This window comes from Acinetobacter sp. YH16042 (assembly GCF_013417245.1).
Classification (GTDB): domain Bacteria; phylum Pseudomonadota; class Gammaproteobacteria; order Pseudomonadales; family Moraxellaceae; genus Acinetobacter; species Acinetobacter amyesii.
In genome coordinates, this window is sequence record NZ_VPEJ01000002.1 from 87,683 (window position 1) to 109,669 (window position 21,987).

27 protein-coding genes are annotated in these 21,987 nt (G+C 42.5%); 8 read left to right on the forward strand and 19 right to left on the reverse strand.

What is annotated here, in order from left to right; genetic code table 11:
• Window positions 1–64: 64 nt before the first annotated feature.
• The 3 genes from rpmG to FTV37_RS01960 all read right to left on the reverse strand — a co-directional run bounded on the left by rpmG (window position 65) and on the right by FTV37_RS01960 (window position 2,080).
• Window positions 65–220 (reverse strand): 50S ribosomal protein L33, encoded by a 156-nt coding sequence (rpmG, locus tag FTV37_RS01950; RefSeq protein WP_001205031.1) that lies wholly within the window; start codon window positions 218–220, stop codon window positions 65–67.
• Window positions 221–232: 12 nt separating this feature from the next.
• On the reverse strand, window positions 233–469 hold the full coding sequence (gene rpmB, locus FTV37_RS01955; protein WP_000048256.1) for a 50S ribosomal protein L28: 237 nt from the start codon (window positions 467–469) through the stop codon (window positions 233–235).
• 162 nt (window positions 470–631) lie between these two features.
• Complete coding sequence (locus tag FTV37_RS01960; RefSeq protein WP_180062928.1) at window positions 632–2,080, reverse strand: coniferyl aldehyde dehydrogenase; 1,449 nt, start codon at window positions 2,078–2,080, stop codon at window positions 632–634.
• A gap of 116 nt (window positions 2,081–2,196) precedes the next feature.
• Here FTV37_RS01960 and FTV37_RS01965 point away from each other — a divergent pair, with 116 nt between their 5' ends.
• The 5 genes from FTV37_RS01965 (at window position 2,197) to FTV37_RS01985 (ending at window position 5,877) form a co-directional block, all read left to right on the forward strand.
• Complete coding sequence (locus FTV37_RS01965; RefSeq protein ID WP_180055631.1) at window positions 2,197–2,898, forward strand: TetR/AcrR family transcriptional regulator; 702 nt, start codon at window positions 2,197–2,199, stop codon at window positions 2,896–2,898.
• Between the two features lie 79 nt (window positions 2,899–2,977).
• Window positions 2,978–3,844, forward strand: a complete 867-nt coding sequence (purU, locus tag FTV37_RS01970) for a formyltetrahydrofolate deformylase (RefSeq protein ID WP_078192727.1) — start codon at window positions 2,978–2,980, stop codon at window positions 3,842–3,844.
• Window positions 3,845–4,054: 210 nt separating this feature from the next.
• Window positions 4,055–4,819, forward strand: coding sequence for a TonB family protein (locus FTV37_RS01975; RefSeq protein WP_111884065.1), 765 nt, complete (start codon window positions 4,055–4,057; stop codon window positions 4,817–4,819).
• Window positions 4,820–4,849: 30 nt separating this feature from the next.
• Window positions 4,850–5,473 carry a MotA/TolQ/ExbB proton channel family protein gene (locus tag FTV37_RS01980; RefSeq protein WP_078192725.1) on the forward strand — a complete coding sequence of 208 codons (624 nt, stop codon included), beginning with the start codon at window positions 4,850–4,852 and terminating at the stop codon, window positions 5,471–5,473.
• Complete coding sequence (locus tag FTV37_RS01985) at window positions 5,473–5,877, forward strand: biopolymer transporter ExbD (RefSeq protein ID WP_078189686.1); 405 nt, start codon at window positions 5,473–5,475, stop codon at window positions 5,875–5,877. Before FTV37_RS01980 ends, FTV37_RS01985 begins: the two co-directional genes overlap by 1 nt.
• An 86-nt stretch (window positions 5,878–5,963) precedes the next feature.
• On the opposite strand, the gene msrA is transcribed toward FTV37_RS01985, so the two are convergent.
• The 5 genes from msrA to thyA all read right to left on the reverse strand — a co-directional run bounded on the left by msrA (window position 5,964) and on the right by thyA (window position 9,744).
• Entirely contained in the window at window positions 5,964–6,488 is a 525-nt protein-coding gene (gene msrA / locus FTV37_RS01990) for a peptide-methionine (S)-S-oxide reductase MsrA (protein ID WP_180010195.1), read from the reverse strand.
• Window positions 6,489–6,647: 159 nt separating this feature from the next.
• On the reverse strand, window positions 6,648–7,106 hold the full coding sequence (locus tag FTV37_RS01995; protein WP_180062929.1) for an META domain-containing protein: 459 nt from the start codon (window positions 7,104–7,106) through the stop codon (window positions 6,648–6,650).
• An 84-nt stretch (window positions 7,107–7,190) separates the two neighbouring features.
• The gene (locus tag FTV37_RS02000) at window positions 7,191–8,261 is read right to left on the reverse strand and encodes a DUF4105 domain-containing protein (RefSeq protein ID WP_180062930.1); all 1,071 of its coding nucleotides are present in this window, start codon (window positions 8,259–8,261) and stop codon (window positions 7,191–7,193) included.
• A gap of 27 nt (window positions 8,262–8,288) precedes the next feature.
• Complete coding sequence (locus FTV37_RS02005) at window positions 8,289–8,801, reverse strand: dihydrofolate reductase (protein ID WP_180010197.1); 513 nt, start codon at window positions 8,799–8,801, stop codon at window positions 8,289–8,291.
• A gap of 100 nt (window positions 8,802–8,901) precedes the next feature.
• Window positions 8,902–9,744, reverse strand: coding sequence for a thymidylate synthase (thyA, locus tag FTV37_RS02010; RefSeq protein ID WP_078189681.1), 843 nt, complete (start codon window positions 9,742–9,744; stop codon window positions 8,902–8,904).
• 561 nt (window positions 9,745–10,305) lie between these two features.
• On the opposite strand from thyA, the gene FTV37_RS02015 reads away from it, so the two are divergent.
• Window positions 10,306–10,818: a peptidoglycan amidohydrolase family protein gene (locus FTV37_RS02015; RefSeq protein ID WP_168377881.1), complete on the forward strand. Its 513-nt coding sequence runs from the start codon at window positions 10,306–10,308 to the stop codon at window positions 10,816–10,818.
• A 21-nt stretch (window positions 10,819–10,839) separates the two neighbouring features.
• Here FTV37_RS02015 and FTV37_RS02020 read toward each other — a convergent pair whose 3' ends face one another.
• From FTV37_RS02020 to lgt, 3 genes are all read right to left on the reverse strand, one after another.
• Complete coding sequence (locus tag FTV37_RS02020; RefSeq protein ID WP_180062931.1) at window positions 10,840–11,208, reverse strand: hypothetical protein; 369 nt, start codon at window positions 11,206–11,208, stop codon at window positions 10,840–10,842.
• Window positions 11,209–11,601, reverse strand: coding sequence for a hypothetical protein (locus tag FTV37_RS02025; protein WP_180062932.1), 393 nt, complete (start codon window positions 11,599–11,601; stop codon window positions 11,209–11,211). It abuts the gene before it with no gap.
• A 156-nt stretch (window positions 11,602–11,757) separates the two neighbouring features.
• Window positions 11,758–12,570: a prolipoprotein diacylglyceryl transferase gene (gene lgt, locus FTV37_RS02030; RefSeq protein WP_180010199.1), complete on the reverse strand. Its 813-nt coding sequence runs from the start codon at window positions 12,568–12,570 to the stop codon at window positions 11,758–11,760.
• Between the two features lie 93 nt (window positions 12,571–12,663).
• Here lgt and FTV37_RS02035 point away from each other — a divergent pair, with 93 nt between their 5' ends.
• On the forward strand, window positions 12,664–13,443 hold the full coding sequence (locus FTV37_RS02035) for an NRDE family protein (protein ID WP_218946139.1): 780 nt from the start codon (window positions 12,664–12,666) through the stop codon (window positions 13,441–13,443).
• A 40-nt stretch (window positions 13,444–13,483) separates the two neighbouring features.
• Here FTV37_RS02035 and FTV37_RS02040 read toward each other — a convergent pair whose 3' ends face one another.
• The 4 genes from FTV37_RS02040 to tatA all read right to left on the reverse strand — a co-directional run bounded on the left by FTV37_RS02040 (window position 13,484) and on the right by tatA (window position 17,399).
• Entirely contained in the window at window positions 13,484–15,700 is a 2,217-nt protein-coding gene (locus FTV37_RS02040) for a PhoX family phosphatase (RefSeq protein WP_180062933.1), read from the reverse strand.
• Between the two features lie 221 nt (window positions 15,701–15,921).
• Window positions 15,922–16,692, reverse strand: a complete 771-nt coding sequence (gene tatC / locus FTV37_RS02045) for a twin-arginine translocase subunit TatC (protein ID WP_180062934.1) — start codon at window positions 16,690–16,692, stop codon at window positions 15,922–15,924.
• The gene (gene tatB / locus FTV37_RS02050; RefSeq protein ID WP_180062935.1) at window positions 16,689–17,165 is read right to left on the reverse strand and encodes a Sec-independent protein translocase protein TatB; all 477 of its coding nucleotides are present in this window, start codon (window positions 17,163–17,165) and stop codon (window positions 16,689–16,691) included. Before tatB ends, tatC begins: the two co-directional genes overlap by 4 nt.
• A gap of 12 nt (window positions 17,166–17,177) precedes the next feature.
• Entirely contained in the window at window positions 17,178–17,399 is a 222-nt protein-coding gene (gene tatA, locus FTV37_RS02055) for a Sec-independent protein translocase subunit TatA (protein ID WP_078189673.1), read from the reverse strand.
• Between the two features lie 141 nt (window positions 17,400–17,540).
• On the opposite strand from tatA, the gene FTV37_RS02060 reads away from it, so the two are divergent.
• Window positions 17,541–18,422: a permease gene (locus tag FTV37_RS02060; protein WP_180062980.1), complete on the forward strand. Its 882-nt coding sequence runs from the start codon at window positions 17,541–17,543 to the stop codon at window positions 18,420–18,422.
• Window positions 18,423–18,816: 394 nt separating this feature from the next.
• Here FTV37_RS02060 and rdgB read toward each other — a convergent pair whose 3' ends face one another.
• The 4 genes from rdgB to FTV37_RS02080 form a co-directional block, all read right to left on the reverse strand.
• Window positions 18,817–19,440 (reverse strand): RdgB/HAM1 family non-canonical purine NTP pyrophosphatase, encoded by a 624-nt coding sequence (gene rdgB, locus FTV37_RS02065; RefSeq protein WP_078192870.1) that lies wholly within the window; start codon window positions 19,438–19,440, stop codon window positions 18,817–18,819.
• A 103-nt stretch (window positions 19,441–19,543) separates the two neighbouring features.
• Window positions 19,544–20,134: a tetratricopeptide repeat protein gene (locus tag FTV37_RS02070; protein ID WP_078189669.1), complete on the reverse strand. Its 591-nt coding sequence runs from the start codon at window positions 20,132–20,134 to the stop codon at window positions 19,544–19,546.
• A complete protein-coding gene (gene metW / locus FTV37_RS02075) occupies window positions 20,131–20,724 on the reverse strand; it encodes a methionine biosynthesis protein MetW (RefSeq protein ID WP_067763682.1) in 594 nt (197 codons plus the stop codon). The genes FTV37_RS02070 and metW overlap by 4 nt, the downstream gene beginning before the upstream one ends.
• A complete protein-coding gene (locus FTV37_RS02080) occupies window positions 20,724–21,884 on the reverse strand; it encodes a homoserine O-acetyltransferase (protein WP_168377871.1) in 1,161 nt (386 codons plus the stop codon). Before FTV37_RS02080 ends, metW begins: the two co-directional genes overlap by 1 nt.
• Window positions 21,885–21,987: the final 103 nt, after the last annotated feature.

Consider the following 21,987-nt stretch of genomic DNA (forward strand, 5'->3'; position numbering starts at 1 on the left):
ATTCGAATAAAAAAAATGCAAAAAAAAACGACCTAAGTAGGTCGTTTTTTTCAAAAAACTAAAATTATTTGATTTTAGCTTCTTTGAAGATTACGTGTTGACGGATTTTTGGATCAAATTTTTTGATTTCCATTTTTTCCGGCATAGTACGTTTGTTCTTAGTGGTAGTGTAGAAATAACCTGTACCAGCAGAAGAAACTAGGCGAATTTTATCACGCATGTTCGTAGCTCCTTAGATCTTTTGACCTTGAGCACGTAGGTCAGCAACAACCTTTTCGATGCCCAATTTGTCGATAATACGCATACCTTTAGTAGTTAGACGAAGACGTACGAAACGTTTTTCGCTTTCTAACCAAAAACGGTGGTGATGCAGGTTCGGCTCGAACCGGCGTTTAGTTTTGTTGTTGGCGTGTGAGACGTTGTTACCAACGACTGGACGCTTGCCGGTAACTTGGCAAACCTTAGACATGGTGTAACTCCATTGATTTAGCCAACAGCAAATCTGTATGGCCAGTCAAAAAAAACATTGAATTCATTCAAGGGGCGTTTTATATCAAAAATGCGCTTAAAAGACAAGCGATTTTGCATAAAACGAACGATCACCTAGTGTGATCGTTCATGCCTTGATCGTTTATCGAAGAAGTGTCTTCGAAATCAGTTTGTGGATCGGCTTATTGAACGGTGGAAGAATGAATTTCAAACTATAGAGTTTTGGATTCGACATCACCGAGCGTTCATGCGACAAACTGAAGAAACCTTCTGGACCATGATATTTCCCCATACCCGAAGCCCCCACACCGCCAAACGGCAGGTCATCTTGAGCAACATGGGTTAATACCGTGTTTTGTCCGAAATGTCCTGAATGGGTACGTGTTGCGACATAGTCGGCACGTGCCTGATCAAAGTCGAAATAGTATAAAGCAAGTGGACGAGGACGGCTATTAATAAAAGCAATAACCTCGTCAATTTGATCATATTCCATGATCGGAAGGATCGGACCGAAGATTTCATGCTGCATAATTTGCATGTCTGGAGTGACACCCGTTAAAACAGTCGGTGCAATTTTACGTACAGCGTCCACATCTTCATTTTGTGGGTTAAAACTGATGATTTGTGCGCCTTGATCACGCGCATCTTCTAAATAACCTTGTAGGCGGTTGTACTGCTTGTCATTAATAATCGAGGTGTAGTCCTGATTTTGGGCAATACTTGGGTACATGGCTTCAACGCACACTTTATAGTGATCTAAAAATTCAGCTGTTTTACCACGAGGTAAGAACACATAGTCAGGTGCAACACAAGTTTGACCTGCATTCCAAAGTTTACCAACCGCAAGACGCTGTGCGACATCTGCAAGGTCAATAGACGGATGAACCAATACAGGTGACTTTCCGCCTAATTCTAAAATCACCGGAACTAAGTTTTCAGACGCTGCCGCCATGACGGTTTTACCGACATTGGTCGAGCCAGTAAAAATCATTTTGTCGAAGGCAAGGTGACTAAACGCATCTGAAATTGGGCCACCACCGTTGACGACTGCGACCAATTCTTGAGGAAATGCTTCTGCGAGGGCTTTTTCGAGCACATCACCAAATGCCGTAGAGGCACTCGAAATTTTGATCATGGCATGGTTGCCCGCAGCCAAAGCACAAATCAGTGGGCCTATAGAAAGAAGCAGTGGGTAGTTCCATGGCGTAATAATGCCGACGACACCAAGTGGTTGATATTGCACCCATGCTTTTGCAGGTTGGTGAATAATTCCGACATGGCGTTTGGATGGTTTCATCCAGTCTGTCAAATGCTTGCTATAATATTTGATGTGCTCAAGACATGTGAGTAACTCACCAATCTTGGTTTCACCAATAGAACGGTTACCATAGTCTTGATTAATTGCATCAGCAAATTGATCTTGATACTTAACTAAGATACGCTTAAGCCGAGCCAAACGATCAATACGTTCCTTCGCTGTAGGCAATGGGTAACGTAAATACGCTTGTTTCTGCTGTTCCAACATATTGTTGAGATGCTGCTGATCAAAAGAATGTGGTGTCATTGAAGTTGTTTTTGTCTGACTATTCATGTCGCACGACCATATCCAAATTAGCGATTAATTAATTTTTAGAGTAAATGCTCTAAATAGTCAAGTTACTTTATGTGTTAGTGTTCTAATGCTTTGAAATAAATGGTTGTTTTAGGATGTCTCACACCAAAACCTTAAAAACGAAAGAACGTATTTTGCAGCTGAGTTTGCAGTTGTTTAATGAGCGTAGCGAGCGTTCAGTGACAACCAATCATATTGCTGCTGAACTGGGAATGAGCCCAGGTAACTTGTATTACCATTTCCGAAATAAAAGTGAAATTATTAAGGAATTAATGGAGCAATATCAGCATGAAACGCTAGAAATGTTAGCGCTTCCTGATGATCGTCAGCTTGATGCCAATGATAAAATTCGCTATTTCCAAGTGTTAAGTAGCCAATTATGGGCTTATCGCTTTTTACATCGTGATGTTTATCACTTGGTCGAAAATAATGAAGATTTCCGCAAAATGTATCCACGTTTTGCCGGTCAAGTTATGCAACAAGGGCAGAAAATTTATCGTGCCTTTGTCGATGCAGGCTTAATGCAGATGACCGATTCTGAAATTGAGGCCTTAACCATTAACTTGTGGATCGTGCTGACCAACTGGACCAACTTCCTTTATATGTCGGGCCATATTACCGACTCCAACACTTTGGAAGAAAAGTGGGTGTGGCAAGCACTGCGACAAATGGTGTTCTTAGAAGGCGCATATCTACGTGGTGAAAGCCGTGAAACCTATGAGCGACTGCTCGATACTTTAGGGCCGTCGGACTTATTTGCAAGTCTTTCAAACGCAAAGCATCAGGTTACTGAATAAGACTATTTAGTCTGGCTTTAAAAAGCGTTAGAATACTCGGCTCTTTTTTCAATTTAACTGATTAGTGATATAAACCAACATGAATATGTCGACCGCTAACACAGCACGCTTACTCATTACCTGTGAAGATAAACCAGGGATTGTGCAAGCTGTATCGAGCTTTTTGTATCATCAGGGAGCAAATATTACCGCACTTGATCAATACGCGACTGAAGCTCAAGGGGGGCGATACTTCATGCGTGTTGAGTTCGAATTGGACAATCTACAAAGCCGTAAAGAAAGTCTAACTCAAACATTTGCGAGCAATGTTGCTGAGCGTTACAACATGCACTGGCGTTTAGCTTTAGTCAGTGATGTGAAGAAAGTCGGTATCTTGGTGTCTAAAGTTGACCATGCATTGCTTGAACTGTTGTGGCGTCATGCACGTGGTGGTTTGCCATGTGAAATCACCAAAGTCGTGTCTAACCACGATGCTTTACGTGAATCTGTAGAAAATTTCGGTATTCCGTTTGAAGTTGTTCCTGTGAACAAAGAAAATAAACGTGAAGCTTATGAGCAAATTGATCAATTGATGCAAGGCAATGATTTACTCGTTCTTGCTCGTTATATGCAAATTTTAGACGAAGAATTTGTTCAAAAATGGGAAATGAAAGTGATCAACATTCACCATTCATTCCTCCCAGCCTTTGTTGGTGCGAACCCATATAAACAAGCGCATGAAAAAGGCGTGAAACTGATTGGTGCGACAGCACACTATGTGACTGCGGATCTTGACCAAGGTCCGATTATTGAGCAAGACGTAGAGCGTGTAAGTCACGACTTTACTGTTGAACAATTACGTGAGTTAGGTCAGGACGTAGAGCGTAATGTACTCGCACGTGCAGTCAAATGGCATCTTGAAGATCGTATTATTGTCGATGGTAATAAAACTGTTGTATTTCAATAAAACGAGATAAATTTTTGAATAAAAGGGCATACTTTAGGTATGCCTTTTTTATATTATGATTAAAAAAAGTCATTAAAACTGACGAATTAATAGTTGCAAATGAAAACACTTCTCATTTATTATTGCCGTACTTTAATTGTGCTAACCGATGAGCATGATTGTATTTTTGACAAAATAAATGCAATCGCTTCTTCAAGGTAACTGAGTTTAATGAGTCAATCTCCCGCTCCAATGATGCAATCACCTAACCCGATGAAAAAGAAAATCATTACTGCGCTTCTCGCTGTTGTGGTAGGGCATATGGGGGTATTGTGGGCGGTCAGCAATATGAAAGCACCAGAACTTAAACCGATCGAAAAAGATCCGATTAAAGTTCGCTTTGTGAAGATTGTTGAAGAGAAAAAACCAGAACCTCCGAAGCCAAAACCAGAACCGAAGAAAGAGCCACCAAAGCCAAAAGAAGTTAAAATTGTAGATAAGCCTTTACCACCTCCACCGAAGAAAGTGGAAAAAGTGGAACAGGTGAAAAAGAAAGATGCGCCGAAACCAACTGTTGAAGCGGTCAAAAACGTACCACCAACACCCGTTGTTTCAACTGTGGTTTCTGAAACGAAAGTCGTTCGTGTTGAACCAACACCTCCGGCACCTGTTGCACCACCACCTGCGCCTCCAGCACCACCTGCGCCACCGACACCTAAAACTGTGAGCATTGGTAATGGTGTCAGTTGGATTAAGAAACCGAATGTTCAATTTGAAGATGGTGAATTAAAAGCGTCGTGTACAGTTGAAGTTGCGATTGCAGCAAGTGCTGAAGGTAAAGTCGAATCAGCAACGATTAAAAACTCGACTTGTGGCGCTGCTGTAAACCGTAAAGTGACTGCTGCAGTGAAGCGTGCACGTTTATCCAAATATATTGATAATGGTGTGGCAACTCCGACGCGAGTTGATCAACCATTCAACTTTAAACTTAATTAAGATTCCGGCTAACCCATTAGGAGTTCGAATATGAACTTTTCAGTTTATTGGCAACATGCAGATGCAGTCAGCAAAACACTGTATTTCGTGTTACTTGCAATGTCGATTGCGACTTGGACGATCTTCGTTCTTCGTATTATGGGCACACGTCAGCTCAAACAAGTGGCGTATAACCACCTTGCAGATGCACTAAGCAAACTGAAAGCGAAATTTGCTCCTTTAGCTTTTGAACAACGTAAGGCTGTGGCTGAACAAGCATTACTACGTCAAATTTCGGTAGAAAAAGCTAATGCTGAAAAAGGCGTATCTGTATTGGGTACGATTGCTTCAATTGCACCGTTCGTAGGTTTGTTCGGTACAGTGTGGGGTATTTTCCATGCCCTTGTAGCAGTGGGTAAAAGCGGTCAAGCGGGTTTAGCGCAAGTGGCAACTCCAGTCGGTGAAGCTTTGATCATGACCGGTCTTGGTTTGGCTGTGGCGATTCCTGCGGTATTGGCTTATAACATCTGTGTTCGTTTTAACCGTACACTGTCGAATGAATTGCAAGATCAAGCGCATGGTTTATTGATTGATACTATGTTGCAACAAGAATCTGCAGCGAAGAAAGAAGACGTGAAAACTGCACAGCAAAGTTTAGCTGGAGGTCAAGCTTAATGGCTTTTCAATTGGGTGAAGACAACGATGCTGGCATGAATGAGATGAACCTCATTCCGCTCATCGATATTATGTTGGTATTGATGATCATCTTCTTGGTGACTGCGACTGTTGCCAACCCATCAATTCCATTAACCTTGCCACAAACGACTGCAGAAGTGATTGATCTGCCGCCTGAAAGCGTAACCATCAGTATTAACTCAGCGGGTGATATCGCTTGGAATGGTGATATTGTGACGCTCGAAGATTTAGAAAGTCGTCTAAATACAGCTGGTCAGCAAGAGCGTAAACCTGCATTGGTCTTAAAAGCCGATAAAGAATCACGTTATGACACAGTTGCGCAAGTGATGTCGCGTGCGAGTGGAGCCGGACTCAGCGATATCGCCTTTGCCAGTGATAACTAAGCACTGAGTAAAGATAGCTAAAAAAAAGCGACTGAAATGTCGCTTTTTTTTATGTCTCTATTTTGAAAAAATGTCGTACAAATAGATCACTCAGATTTGAGTAGGTCTTGAAATTTGCTACGTAATTTCATGAGTTTAGGTGGTATTGAAAAATTACAGTAGCCTTGGTTTGGGTTACGCGCAAAGAAGTTCTGATGATATTCTTCGGCAGGGTAGAAGGTCGGCATTGGACTGAGTTCAGTCACGATATTGATGCCTTCAGCTTTTAATTCTTCAATACGTTGTTCAGCGATTTGCTTTTGTGATTCGTCTTGATAGAAAATCACTGAGCGATACTGTGTACCGACATCATTGCCTTGACGGTTCAGCGTAGTGGGATCGTGGGTTGCGAAAAATACATCCAGCAATTGGCTAAAACTGATTTGGCTGTCATCAAAATTGATCTGAATGACTTCTGCATGTTGGGTATTTCCCTCACAGATTTGCTCATAGCTTGGATGCTGAGTAATTCCCCCTGCATAACCACTGACAACTGTTTGCACGCCCTGAAGTTGTAGAAAAACTGCTTCTACACACCAAAAGCATCCACCACCAAATACCGCTTGTTGCATAGTGAAATCCTATCTTGTTCCCTGATGTTTAATATGGGGTTATAGCTAAAAACTGCAATGTGCGTCTGTATACTAATCACAAGTTTATGTGCATTAAATGTCTCTGGCATGACTGAACAGTGAATAAAAAAGTCTGCCGAAGCAGACTTTTTTAACGATTTAACGCGGTTGAACAGCGCTTTCATATTGAATTAATAAATTGCCGTGACGGTCTAGCAATTTCAAGGTTTTTCCAAAAACTTGATAATGCGTTACCTTTTCGAGTGCTGAATGGTACTGTCGCTCTAGCCCATTGTTATTGAGACAAGCCATCTGTGTCGCAGCAATCGGGCCAAACGTTATGGTGTCTTTGCCAGCATTATAGCCGCCCATGATACGATTACAGCCATCTGCACCTGAGACACGTTTTGAAGCCGCATCGAATTGAATGCTTGGAATATTATGCGCATTGGGTGCTGTTTTGATTGGGGTGTTGCCAATCTGAGTGGCAATCCAAGTACGGTTTTGTAATAGGTTTAAATTTTCAGTTATGGTGTTGTCTTGTGCAGGCATGCTTTCACAGCCTGTCACCACTAAAGTTGAAACCAAAGTTGCAGCAACAAATATTTGTTTTAGCATCGGAATTTCCCCGTGGAAGCATTTCAATTATCTAAGCAAATATCGCACAGATAAGCTAGCCATATTTGTATCAATATTTAAGAATTACAATTGATTGGCGCTTGGATTAGACTGTGAATGCGGCAAACCTTGTCGGATTAACTTCGAATATTGTTCACTGCTCAGTTGCTTAATTTGAGAGACGCGGGGGTTAACATGGGCTTTTTGATACCATGTTTTCATATCCCAATTTTGGTCTATGGCATGAAGGTCATGCAAATAATTCGGCAAATAACCGGATGCAAATAAGCGGTAATCGGTTGGAAGTTGATGTTTGGAAACCGCTTGAATCATGTCAAATACCAGTGTTGTACAATTACTAGTGAGTGTGTTGTACCATTTGGGTTGAGTCTGCAGTTCATCGGCTTTATGTAGATATTCAATAAACAGCGCCTGCATTTCAGATTTTGGCATGTTTACGGGGAAGAAATAGACCTGTTCTCCGCGTGTATTGCTGCGGGTATAGATAATATCTTTTTCATCTGATGCAATGAGGCTCAGTTCATATTTACGGAAAAAACCACCAATCGCAGAGAATTCTTCATTTTTCTCTTTGCGAATTTCAATCGAAAACGTCAGCGGTGGTCGGTCAGCAAAATCAAAACTGACCAGAGTATGGGCAATTTTCGGCCCCATCCAATACGAGGTAATAATGTTGACGCCATTGATTTGACTCAGGTCATATTGGCGAGTTTCCCAACGCGGGGTATAGCTACCATCGGCATGCCAGTCGAAATTACGCACATTGTGTAAGGTGACGAGATTACCTTGCTTTTCATAATGTAGAATTTCAGCTACTTCAGGATTCCATTCACGATCTTGACGCGCTTCCATGCCAAAATACCAAAATAGACCGCAAATAAAGCCCATAATATAAATTAAGACATCTTTACGACGGCTAAAAAAGTGTTGGGTAATATAGATGCCTAAAATGCTCAGGGCAAAAGCAATCCAGATTCCAATGATAATGCGGCTGCCTAACCAGCCTGCCGGTTGCTGTATCCACAAGGCGGCACAGAGCCAAATCGAAGAACAGAGGACAAACACACTAAATAGAGCATGAAGAATACTTCGCCCTATTTTTTTGAACATTGCTTGTTGGTCACTCTGTTGCATATTTTTCTTTTAGCTTAAGATTTTTCTTTATTTTCGGTAAGTTGCGAACTCAAAAGCAATCCCAGTTTTGTCGTCGATATGTTGTTCTGACGCCACTTTTTGAAAGTCCGCAGGAATTTCAGGATAATGCGCATCACCTTGAACATCCAGTTCAACATGCGTGAGTTCTAAACGGTCTGCAATGCCGATGGTTTGCTTAAAAATTTCACCACCACCAATAATAAACAAACTCGTTGGTTTTTCTGAACTTGCAACATCAGCAACAGCTTGCGTTAATGCCTCGTCGATACTATATGCGACTTTGGTGCCTTCAAATGACCAAGTGTTATCTCGTGTAATTACCCAATTGACACGCTTCGGAAGGGTACGTCCCATAGACTCTAAGGTTTTGCGTCCCATAACCACCACACCACCTTGGGTGATGGCTTTAAAGTGCTGTAAATCGGCAGAAATATGCCACGGCAAATCATTACCTTTACCAATGCAGCGCTGCTGATCCATAGCGACAACGTGCACGATTTCTAAATTTTGAAATGCCATAGTTTGAACTCAAATAGCCGAATTATTTGCCGTCTATTAGAATGCAAAATCCCGCTTGAGGTAAAGCGGGATTTTGCTTTTCACTTGGGATTTCTAAAAATTAAACCGCAACAGGGGCTTTAATCGCAGGATGTGATTCATAACCTACGATTTCAATATCTTCAAATTTAAAATCGAAAAGATCGGTAATTTCAGGATTGAGTTTTAATTGGCACAGACCCATTGGTTCACGTGTCAATTGCAACTGCGCTTGTTCGAAATGGTTGGCATATAAATGTGTATCCCCACCGGTCCAAACGAAGTCGCCTACACCTAGACCACAAACTTGCGCAATCATGTGTGTTAACAGGGCATAGCTGGCAATGTTAAACGGCACACCCAAAAAAACGTCAGCACTGCGTTGATATAATTGGCAGGATAATTTTCCGTTTTGGACAAAAAATTGGAACAAGGTATGGCATGGTGGCAATGCAACATTACCTGCCTCATTTGGGTTCCAACCAGACACGATTAGACGACGAGAGTTAGGATTGGTTTTGATTTCATTGACCAACCATTTAATTTGGTCAAAACCATCTTGTTCATATAGGCCATCGGCTTTTTTGGTTGCACCGAAATTACGCCATTGATGACCGTAAACAGGACCTAATTCGCCAGCAGGACGACCAAAACGCGCAGTTTGTTCTGCTGTAGACCATTCATCCCAAATCGAGACTTTGTTGTCTTGCAAATATTGAACATTGGTATCGCCTTTAAGGAACCACAACAGTTCAATCACGATAGAGCGGAAATGAACTTTCTTGGTGGTGAGTAAAGGGAAACCTTGAGAAAGATCGAAGCGCATTTGATGACCAAATACAGAACGTGTTCCCGTACCCGTACGGTCGCCCTTGTCGCCGCCGTTGTCGAGAATGTGTTGTAAAAGGTCTAAATACTGGCGCATGTCTCTCTCATAATTTGCTAAATTTCTTGTGGCACATATTAGCTTGTTTTGCGTGTGGAAGGAACTGTGATGGGCGCTTGAATATAGTCAGGTTTAAAAAATCCAAAACATACGGTGTTTATTGGGTGATGACCAAATTTTGCAGGCAACAAGCGCTGAGTTGTCTGGGCTGAAGACGCCTATTTATAACAATTACATCAAGTGTTAACGAGACAATATGTCTGTTAAATCAAGAATGAAATTAGAAAACTTAAGCTCTATTGTTTATATATTGAGCGATGTTACATTCGCAGCGTTGAAAAAAATACAGATAAGTTTGATTAAAAAAATACACGTGATTTTTCTCATTTTAAAGAGGTGGTTTTGGGCTGCTATTTTTGATTAAGAGTTTGATATCAAAAATAAATCCAATTGAATTAAAAATAGACGATCGTATTTAAATGTGAAGATTTGTTTAAGAAATCTTACATTTTTTACATGAAAAAACATAATTTACGCGGTACTATCACCCTCGTTAAAATTTTTGAATGCCTAAATACAGGCGGGAGTGTGGGTTAAAGAATGGCTTATGATCACAATGTAAACTTGAGTGAAGTGCATGCTCCAGTTCAGGCAAATATCATAATTCGTTCTCAGGCGAGTAAAAATACGGGCAAGTCCAATACCACTCAAAAAGCAGCGACTAAAAATGTGGTATCCCGCAATGGTCAGCGTATCGATATCGATCGTTTGACTGGATTTTTACAAGGCATTACCCGCCAAAGAAGTACTCAGAAATGTGCCCGCAGTGTTCGTTTAGCACTTGAGTCCGCAGGGGCACGTTTTAACGGTCACCCCGTTGCCGCAGCAGATTGGGGCAGCACATTACAAAAAATTGGTTATCAAAAAATTAATTTAGCGTTTGATCGACCAAAGAAAGGCGATATTTATATTATCGACCGCAATCAAAGTAGCCGTTATGGTCATATCGCAGCATATTCAGGTAAGGATTGGGTGTCTGATTATCGTCAAGCGGGTTATGCGGTCTATCGAACTCCAAATGTGAAATACAGCTATTACCGCTTAGCGGATTAACAGCCCATGGCTGCAAAAAGGTTAGTCTTCAAACCTTTTTGCACGCTGACTGTAGATCGAGACGATAAATAATCCAATTGCCGCAAAGCCCATACATTGCAGCGCTAAAATCCAGCGTTGCTCATTGGGTAGAAAATAAATTAAGCACACTAAACATAAAATGGGCAAACTAGCCAAACCGCATTTTAATGACGGAGACAGTGTTTTCAGTTTGTTTATTCTTAGCTTATAAAGTAGATCAATCATCAAACCAATGGCTAAACTTAAGCCCGCAAAGCGGGGATCTAGTTGTTTTTGTTCAGCGCATAGAAAAATAAGCACACAGGTACTGATACAAATGATGAGCTTGATTTGTCGGTTACAGCGCTCAGAGTACCAAAACGTCAGCATTTAAACTTTACCTTCGGGCGAAGTGTTCTCGTTTTTATTCAGCAGTGAAATCGGGGAGAGCAGGCAGATCGCCAAAGCCATAAAGCCAATGCCTTGAGCACCCGGAATCAAAATTTCACCCTTATTCATGTTGATAAAAACCAATGCCAACAGCAGTGCAATCGGTATCCACGTCAATAAACGATAGAGCAAACCTGTTGGGTTTTTTGCTGCAAAATGAATCTTGCAATAACGACAAATCAGGAAAATGACGCCTGTACCCATGAACATTAGAATGGCTTGAAGTGTTAGGGGTTCCATCCAATACAGAACACCGGTCAGTACGACCATCGCAATAAAAAACAAGATTTTTTTAAGTACAGAAACGCTGGGGTTAAACCAAAATTCAAGCATGGATCGATAGTTTAAAAATAAGCTGAATAAACTGTAGCACAGATCGGTTGTCTAATTCAGTCACTTCATGTGCAGTAAATACGTATGAAGGGATAAATTTCAGCGCATAAAAAAGCGAGGCTTAGACCTCGCTTGCTTAAAGACAATTATAAAATATTAATGATTTTTTTGTGGACCCCAGTCATAGATTTTTTTCTGGTAGGCATACCACATCATCCATAGGCCAATCAGAATCATCGGAACTGTCAGGAACTGACCTTTACTCATCCATCCAATGAAGAGTTGACCATTGTCCGGCTCACGGAAGAATTCAACGGTGAAGCGTGCGATACCATATCCGATGAGGAACAAGGCTGAAACGGCATAACGTGGACGAGGTTTTGAACTAAACCACCACAGCACGATAAACAGAATTAAACCTTCACAGAGTGCTTGATAGAGTTGCGACGGATGGCGCACCAACTGAAGTGGATCGGTCGGGAAGATCATGCCGAAAGCAAAATTTGGGTCAGTCACTGCACGACCATATAGCTCGCCACCAATAAAGTTCCCAATACGACCAAACATTAAGCCTGTTGGAACGCAGGGTGCGATAAAGTCGAGGGTCTGGAACCAAGTCATTTTATATTTCTTGCACCACACTAACATGGCAATCATGACCCCAAGGAAACCGCCATGGAAGCTCATGCCGCCTGTCCAAACTTGGAATAGCCACAATGGGTTGGCAAGGAACTGATCGAAACCATAAAAGAAGACATAGCCAAAGCGTCCACCAATCACGACACCCAATGCACCGTAGAAAATCAGGTCTGAGACCATTTCTGCGTTCCAGCCGTCACGTTGTTTTGCACGGTAGGTTGCCAAGCCCCATGCAAATAAAAAGGCCAATAAATACATCAGACCATACCAGTGAACTTGTAGTGGCCCCAGTGATATCGCCACAGGGTCGATATTTGGATATGTCAGCATTGCTGTTCCTTGTCATTATGTTTTGCACAGATTTTAGCTGAATGTGCTGAAAAATGTTGTACATTCAATGTGTAAAGATATTGAGAGTTGAATATGTGCATTGTGGCTTTTGCTTGGCAGGTCTTGGATGACATGCCACTCTGCCTGATTTCGAATCGTGATGAGTTTTATCATCGACCGACGGCAGGCCTAAAGCAATGGGTAGATAGTCCGATTATTGCAGGGCAGGACTTACAGTCTGGTGGAACATGGATGGGGATAACCGCTCAAGGGCGTTGGGCGATTGTGACCAATTTTCGTGATGGTCGTGATCAGACCACATATCCCACTTCACGTGGCGCTTTGATTCAGCAATTTTTAGAATCTGAGCAAACGCCCATTCGGTTTGCGCAAGCACTGGAACAAATCCAATGTAATTATGCTGGCTTTAATTTATTCGTTGGCGATGCCACTCAAGCCGTTTATATGAGTAATCGCGGTGAAGCACCACAAGTCTTAGCCAAAGGGGTGTATGTCACATCTAATGGTTTAATGACTGAACATTGGGAAAAGACCCGACATTTACGCAAACGTTTCACTCAAGAATTTTTGCCGATGCTACAAAGCCAGCAACCACAGGCGGATATAGACGCTGCTGCGTGGGATATTTTGGAAGATGAACGTAAAATCATTCCATCATTGTTACCCAATACTGGGATTCAGGCGGAAATGGAACATTTGCTGTCTTCAACCTTTATTCAAAGTCCGGTGTATGGCACCCGCTGTTCAAATTTATTGTGTATGCGGGATTCACAGTGGCATTGGCAGGAAAAACAGCAGCAGGGTGAGCAACAAGGACAGATCACCCAGATACAAGTGCATTTAAAGGTATAAAAAAAGCCGACGATTCGTCGGCTTATTTTTTAAAGGTGTTTTATGCGGTTTTTTGTGTTGGCTGAGCTTGTTCTACCGCTTCGCCAGCAATCACCCCACCATCTTTACGGGTGATGACTACGGTCGCTGAGCGAGGACGTGAAGTCGCTGCTGCATTGGTTTGTGATGCAGGCCAGTGGCTGGTCGGTTCAGAATAGGATGCTGAATCTTCACCGGGATGTTGCACATTGATAAAAATCGCTTTGTAGTCAGGTGTCATCGTCACACCTGTGATTTCACATTCTTTAGGTCCAGTCAGGAAGCGACGTAAGTTTTCATCATTCAGTTTTGCCCCCACAATGGTTTCTTGACCCGATGAGGTCGTGGCTTTTGTGCCATCACCGACTTGACCCGGAAGCGCAGCAAGCATCATACAGTTGGTGGTATCGGTATAAGCACCGTCATCGGTTTGAATCCATAACACACCACGTGGGTCGAACCACATCCCATCGGGTGAAGACAAGTCATTGTTGTCATTTAGACCAGATAAGTTAATGTTGCTCGCCATTTTTGCTTCAGCACCAAACAGGTAGATATCCCAAGTAAAGCTGAGTGCTGTGGTTGTATCACCATCTTCACGGAAACGGATAATATGACCGTTGACGTTGCCTTTACCACCTTCAGGGTCGGTGTAGTTACGAGGGTTGGCTGCATCAAGTGCATGTGCTGTACCACGGTTCGAGTTATTGGTGAGGGTCACATAGACTTCACCATTGTCTGGATGTACAGCGACCCATTCAGGACGGTCCATTTTGGTAGCACCGACAGCATCTGCGGCAAGACGTGCGAAGGTCAGAACATCTGCTTGTGAGCTAAACGGATAAACGCTGTTGCTTTGGTTTAAACCATTGACGTTATAGCTCAATTCAATCCATTGACCTTTGCCGTCATTGTTAAATTTGGCAACGTATAACTTACCGTTGTTCATGTATTTGTCACCTGCAGCATAGCCACCGTTGACATCTTTTTTATTCCATTTTTGGTCGGATACAAATTTATAGATGTATTCACCGCGTGAGTCATCACCCATGTAAAATGCGAGGTTGTCATCTTCACGTAAGCGACTTGCACGGCAGTCTTCATGTGCAAAGCGACCCAGTGCAGTACGTTTTACGGGGTTTTCACGGCGGTCAAATGGATCGATTTCGACAATCCAACCAAAGGTGTTTGGACCATTACGATAATCTTCTGCTGCCTGAGTACCGGTAACATTCGCCGACCAACGGTCATATAAATCTTGAGACTCATTACTTCCAATCGCTGTTTCCCAACCATAGCGCGAGTTCGCACCCGCTTTTAGGCCATAACGGTTGAGTGCCACAATTTCAGCAGGACTACGTTTGGCATCATCTTCTTTTGCACGAGCGAAGTAACCAATGAAGTTTTCTTCTGTTGTCAGGTAAGTGCCCCAAGGGGTATAGCCATTACCGCAGTTGTTGTGTGTACCACGGGTTTGCTGGCCATTGGTTGAAAATTTCGTGCAAACTAAGCTTGAGCCTGCAACAGGGCCTTTAAAGTCCATTACGGTCGATGCGGTAATACGACGGTTAAATGGAGAGTTTTGTACCAGTTTAACGGCTTGAGTATTGCTGTCTTTTTCAATTTGAATGACAGAAACACCGTGTGCATTGACTTCACGGATAACTTCATCCTCAGGGCGACGACCATCTACTTTGGTTGGGCCCTGCGGGTGCAGGAAGGTTGGATTGATATATTCATGGTTCATCACCAACAAACCTTGGTCAGACTGTTTGGCATCATAACGTCCAGAGGTGGTATTTAAACCAAAGAAGCTCATACCGTCATGGCAGTCACCAGAGCGGAATTGGAAGCTCGGGCCAGAAGGAACATTGTTATCATCCCACGCTGGGTATGCAGGGTTAATCGAGTCACCCATCGCATATAGCACATGCGCTTGATAGCCTTCAGGAACGGTCACGATGTCGTCTAAATTCTTTTTCACTGGTGTGAAATTGAACTTGGTCGGTTTTTGATTTGGATCGGTAACTGGTGGTTTGGTATTGCTATTTGAATCTGAGTCATTGTCATCATTACACCCCGTTAATGAAGATGCCAATGCAAGTGCGACTGCTCCACTCGCAGTCTTGGTAATCAAGCTACGACGGCTGATGCGCTGTTCTAAAATGTCACGAAAATGAAGGTTATCCGAAGTGTTGTTATCAAGTTCTTGATCTTCGTTATATGGCATGTTTGTCATGAATTTAAATCCTGGCAAAGGTGTGCTGGGTAAAAGTTGATCACATAAAACTATCGATAAAATATGACAATGCTTTGAAGCTAATGTTGCAAACTGATGAAATAGGCGTTTGGCTTTCACGGCGTGAAAATTGCAAAACATTAAGATGGGCGCATAAAAAAAGAGGCTATCTCAGCCTCTTAGGTGTAAAACTCACCAAAATTGTCGAAACATATGTCTATTTAAGTTGCAGATGCACGTCGTTTTTCAATCAGCTTGCCAAAAAATAAACCTAGCTCGAACAGCATCCACATGGGAATGGCCAACATGATCATCGAAAGCGCATCGGGTGGAGTGGCAAACATGGCGACAAAAAAACAGCCGACGATAATAAAACGACGCTTCTCCACCAAGGTTTGAGTAGACACCACCCCGATCAAAATCAAAATTAGCGTGATGATGGGAATTTCAAAGGTCAGCCCAAACACCAAAAAAATCTTTAAGCAAAAACTTAAATAACTATTGATGTCCGTCATCGGGGCGACCGTTTCAGGCGAAACACTCATAAAAAAATGTAGGATGGACGGCAGGGCAACCCAATAGGCAAAGGCAATACCGACATAGAAAAGGATGATGCTGCCAAATAATAAGGGCATCGCCAAATGCCGCTCTTTTTCATACAGTGCAGGTTTGATGAAGGCCCAAAGTTGATAAATCACGAAGGGCATCGCGAGCATAAGCGCGACAAAGAAATTTAGCTTAAACGGCGCCATAAAGGTGGCGGTCACATCCGTTGCGATCATGGATGAGTTCATCGGCAACTGCGCACGCAGAGGCTCTGACATCAATTGATAGCTTTGATTGGCAAAGGGCAATAAACAAAAGAACAGAATCAAAATGAGCCCTGTAATTTTGATCAAATGCCGACGCAAAATCACCAAATGTTTGGTGATCGGCATTTCTTCCAAAACAGGTACAGTGTTCTGTGAATTATTCAGTGAAAGATCTGTCATACGGCCACCTGATATTCTGCTAATGCATCGGTCGAGCTTAATGCAGCAGATTGATCTGTTTTAATTTCGTGCTTTATTTTCATTTGGGGTGTAGCCACGGCAAAGATCGTGATCTGAGCACGTTCGATGTATTGATAACGTGGGGATAAATTTTTATTGTCAGGTAGGACGGCTTCTTGTTGTTTTTGCGCAGTCTGTTCTATGGGGTGTTGCGTTTGTTGCAATTCATTCATCTGCGCTTGCATACGCGCTTCGAGCTGTTGAATACGTTGCATTTCTTTTTGCATTTCTTCACGAAGTTCGGACATGCGAAGTTCACGATCAATGTCAGTTTGCACGTTAGTGATCAGTCGTTTAACTTTCCCGTACCATTTACCTGCAAAGCGGATACCTTCAGGCAGTTTTTCTGGGCCGAGTACGATCAGCGCAATAATGCTGAACACCAGTAATTCGCTAATACCAATATTAAGCATTATGACAACTCCTTAGCTTTGAACTGAGGAGTTGGTTTTATTTTGAGCTTCATGCTCTAGCGTGCGAGGCTCATTAAGCTGCGTATTTGCTGCGTCTTCATCACGCATCGATTTTTTGAAATCTTTGACCGCGCCGCCGACATCTTTGCCCAAGTTTTTTAGTTTTGATGTACCAAAGAGTAAAATCACCACAATTGCAAAAATCAGTACATGCCAAATCGATAGTCCAGCCATCTTGTTATCCTCTTGTTGGTTTGCACAACATTTCAGCAGTTGTAGATGACAGTGAAGTGACCAAGATGTTGCAGTTTAAAGACAGCCGCGAAGCTTATGTTCAGTGTTACTATGCATGGATTGAGCAGTGAGGGTGGTGTAGTGGCGTTTCTTCTTCCGATATTGGGTTTTTTAAGTGGCCTCGGATTGGCATCATTATCAGGAACCGCATCGCTCAAATCGATTTTCTCTAGCTTACTTGCACGCTGTTTTATTCCAGCTGTAATCATCTACAACATGGTGTTCTATCAAGCAGGCAGTTTAGCGCTCATGCTCTTTAGCTTTAGTGTTGCCGTGTTGATGTTTTATGTATTTCGCTGGCTGTTAAAAGATAGTTTACGTGCCTTGTGTGTCAGTTATTTGAACTTGGCTTGGCTGGGTTTTCCTTTTGCCTTAGCACTGTTTGGCCCTGAAATTAGTGCAGCGATGGTGGCTCTGTATGTCGGTGGCTCTATCTTTGGCAATATGTGGGCCGTGACAGCCGTCAGTTCAGCCCAATTACCATGGTCGAGCGTGATGCAAAAAGTGGCGATGTCTCCCCCTGTATTTGCCTTGATGATTGCAGGCGTCTGTCGAATAGTTGGACTGCAGCATTTAGAAGAACATCAGATCTTAGATTGGCTCTATCAAGCTGCAAAAATTGGAATGAGTTTCACAGGGATGTGCGTCTTAGGCATGTGGCTGCGCCAAACTAAGGTACAGTGGCGTGATCTGATGAACAGTAGTCGTATTTATGCGATGAAACTCACCGTTGGCGCGGTGATCTGTAGTTTGAGTTATGCCTTTCTTCCGATTCCTCAGATCGAGAAATATATTGGGGTGATGTTCATGCTGTTCTGCTTACCCCCTGCAGCCAATATTGTGGCTTTAGAAACGCATTATCAAGGAACAGGCACTTCGGCACGTTATATTGCTTCAGGCACGATTATGAGCTGTATCGTCGTCAGTTTTTATGGGTTAATTTTGCATCTTTTTTCGCTTTAAAATGAAAAGTTAATTATAAATGCCTAAAACAGTGATTACTTGAGCTGTTTGCGAATCTGCCAATCTCGCACGAGGGCATATATCATCGCGATACCTATCAGGCCTGGAAATCCAATCTGACCTTGCGACAAATTAAGCATGATCGACAGTATGATAAACACTGTAAAAATAGCGTAAGTGGTACGAAAGCCTGAGGTGAGCGGGTAGGTCAGTTGCACATGGCAATGAGAGCAGCTTATTTTTTGAAAACCAAGAAAAGAGCGTGTTGGGATTTCAGTTGAAGTGTGATTGCAAGCGTTGCATATGATCTGTATTGGTTGAAGTGCCATAATTATTCTATTTTTATTCAGGGATTGGAGTTAATCTTTGGCATTAAGATTAACTCCAATTCAAATTATTTCAAACTTGCTTTAAATAATTTCATCGCTTGACCACGATGGCTAATTTTATTTTTTTCTTCTTTTGATAATTCAGCACTAGAAACATTCAGTTCAGGCAGCCAAAACAGTGGGTCATAGCCAAAGCCATTTTCACCACGTGCTGCTTCCATCACTTCACCGCGCCAAATCCCTTGGAAAATTTGTGGGAGTGGGTCTTCAGCATGTTGGACCAAAGCCAAGACACATACAAACATACCTTCGATGGCTTCACCCTCTTTGCGGAGCGGTTTGAGGTCAGCAAGCAACTTGGCATTGTTAGCGGCATCATTGCCATGTTCACCTGCATAGCGCGCAGAGTAAATCCCTGGTGCGCCACCGAGTACAGGAACGCAAATGCCAGAATCATCTGCAATGGCTGGCTTGCCTGAAATTTTCGATGCGTGACGCGCTTTGATAATGGCATTTTCAACAAAGCTTAGACCGTCTTCAATGGCATCTTCAATGTTCAACTGACCTTGAGGAATCACTTCAACAGGCAAATTCAGTTCCGCAAACATTTTTTCAAATTCTGCAATTTTGCCTTTGTTATTACTTGCAAGCACCAAAGTGCCTTGAGATAACCAATCAGTTGAAGCCATGTGAATATTCACCATAAAACAAGATTTGAGGCTATTTTAACAAGATGCTGTGGTTGACAGGCAATAAAAAAGCACCCGAAGGTGCTTTTTAAGATTCAAAAACTTATTGCGCTTGAATCCATTTGTCTGCACGGTCACGTGCTTGACGAATTTGGTCTTGGCTTAAGTTGGCTGCCAATGCCGTTTTCTTACCTTCAGACAAGCTAATCACTTTGTTGTCGAGCATGCCATCACGGGTAGAAAGCTCATACCATTGGTATGCACCCATGTAGTTTTTCTTTTGCTCTTCCATCATGGCTAAGTTAAAGCTTGCGCGGTTATCACCACGGCTGGCTGCTTTTTCGAAATATTGACGAGCAAGCGCTTCATCTTTTTTAGTCCCAATGCCATCTGCAAGCATACGACCTACATTAAGCTGTGCTGCAGATAAACCTTGATCAGCAGCAGCCTTATACCATGCAAAAGCTTGACGTTCATCTTTGGCAACGTCTTTACCTTGTTGATATTTAGTGCCTAAGTAAAACTGAGCACCGGGCTGACCTGCTTTAGCAGCTTTACTTAAGCTGTGAATATCCATAATTGAATATTGTGCAGCTTGGCTAGAAACTGAAGATGATGGAGCAACATAATCCGCATGGGCTTGTATGCTAAAAAGTCCAATCAGTAGCGTCGTGCTTAATAATAATTTTTTCATAGAGCGCTCACTCGATAAATTGCGACTTCACCAAATAGATTTGGGAGACGTTTACTCAGTAAACTATCTTGTTGATCCCCATTCACGGCAAGTCGGTTAATAATCCGGATGTTATTTTCAGCACACAGCGCTTCAAAATCACGGAAAGTACATAAATGAATATTGGGCGTGTTATACCACATATAGGGTAACGCGTCTGAAACAGGCATCATTCCTTTTAATGCAAGGAAAGAACGAGTCTTCCAATGTGCAAAGTTTGGAAAGGTGATAATGGCCTGTTTCCCCACACGCACCATGTCTCTTAAAAGAACGTCTGGTGCATCTACAGCTTGCAAGGCTTGTGCCATAACCACATAGTCAAAAGACTGGTCGGCAAAGCGACTTAAACCTAAGTTCAAGTCCTGTTGGATGATATTTAACCCGCGACTGACCGCAATTGCAATCTTTTCTTGATCAATTTCTAAGCCATATGCACGAATATTGTGCTTTTTGCTCATATGTGCAAGCAGTTCACCGTCACCACAACCTAAATCGAGTACGCTTGAATCTGGTTTAATCCAACGTTCAGCAAGTTGATGATCAATACGCATTAGTTGGTCTCCTTCGGTGTTTCTTGCAGGTGTTTTACACCGCCTAGGAATGCACGTAAGCTTTTCACATATAACGGAATCGGGAACAAGAAAGAGTCATGACCTTGTTCAGCATCAATATCCACATAGCTCACAGGCTTATGATTACTAATTAATGCATCTACAATTTCTTGCGAACGAGCAGGGGTAAAACGCCAGTCCGTTGTAAATGAAACAACTAAAAATTGACACTTGGTTTTAGACATCGCGGTTTTTAATGATTGCTCATATTCACGTGATGGATCGAAATAATCTAAAGCCTTGGTCATGATCAAATAGGTATTGGCATCAAAGTTACGGCTAAATTGCTCACCTTGATAACGCAAATAACTTTCGACTTGGAATTCGACGTCAAAGCCATACATAAATTTACCTGACTTTAAGTCACGGCCAAATTTTTGTTTCATGGCCTCTTCAGAGAGGTAAGTGATATGACCGACCATACGGGCCAAGATCAAACCACGCTTAGGATAACTGTCATTTTCTAAATAGCGACCATCATGGAAATCTGGGTCAGACAAAATCGACTGACGTGCCACTTCGTTAAAGGCAATGTTTTGCGCAGACAGTTTAGGTGTGCTGGCAATAATCACGCACTTTTGTAAACGATCTGGATAGTCCACAGACCATTGTAGAGCTTGCATGCCCCCTAAAGAGCCGCCAATCACCGCATACCACTGCTGAATTTCTAAACGATCAGACAACATGGCTTGGGTTTTGACCCAGTCACGGACAGTCACTAATGGGAAATCAGGACCATAAGGGCGATTGTCATTTTCAGGATTTGGAGAGGTCGGTCCAGTAGAGCCGCTACAGCCGCCAATATTATTTAGTGCTACGACAAAGAATTTTGACGTATCAATGGCTTTGCCTGGTCCAATACATGCGTCCCACCAACCCGGCTTACGGTCATCTTCATGATGATAACCTGCTGCATGGTGATGGCCTGACAGTGCATGACAAATCAAAATTGCATTGGATTTGTCTGCATTCAGTTCGCCATAAGTTTCAACCATGAGCTCAAAACGTGGGAGTATGCGATCGCATTCGAGCTCTAACGGCTCTTCAAAAATAAACTTTTGTGGGGTAACTAAGCCCACTGAGTCAGCTGGAAAAGACACAGGAATAATTCGCCTTAAATCTTTAGTATGAATAATAAAAGGATACCACTTGAGGGTATCCTTCTAAAGTCATTTTATTGCTATTTGATATTTATAGCATTGA